1 protein-coding gene is annotated in these 311 nt (G+C 56.3%); it reads right to left on the bottom strand.

Annotated elements, in window-relative coordinates; translation table 11 throughout:
* On the bottom strand, positions 1 to 311 hold a 311-nt coding region (locus HBA93_RS20165; protein WP_221724461.1), incomplete at both ends, for an ABC transporter permease.

Below are 311 nucleotides of genomic sequence, written 5' to 3'. Positions count from 1 at the left end.
TGCCACCTGATCAATCGGGCCGTCTTTATAAACCGCTGACAACACGCCGAGCGGTACACCAATGAGAATGGAGATCAGCAAAGCCACCGTGCCAAGTTCGAGTGTCGCCGGCAGAAAAGTACGGATGTCGGAGGCAACCGGACGATTGGTGCGCAAAGATGTGCCCAGATCGCCGTGCAAAAGATTGCCGATATAGATGGTGAATTGCTCGATGACCGGCCGGTCAAGCCCGAGACTACGCCGGACATTTTCCAGAGTTTCTGCGCTTGCGCGGTCGCCTGCGATCATTCGCGCCGGATCACCCGGAATAA

It is taken from the genome of Ochrobactrum sp. SFR4 (assembly GCF_019730395.1).
Lineage (GTDB): Bacteria > Pseudomonadota > Alphaproteobacteria > Rhizobiales > Rhizobiaceae > Pseudochrobactrum.
This window is presented reverse-complemented; position numbering and strand designations above follow the sequence as displayed.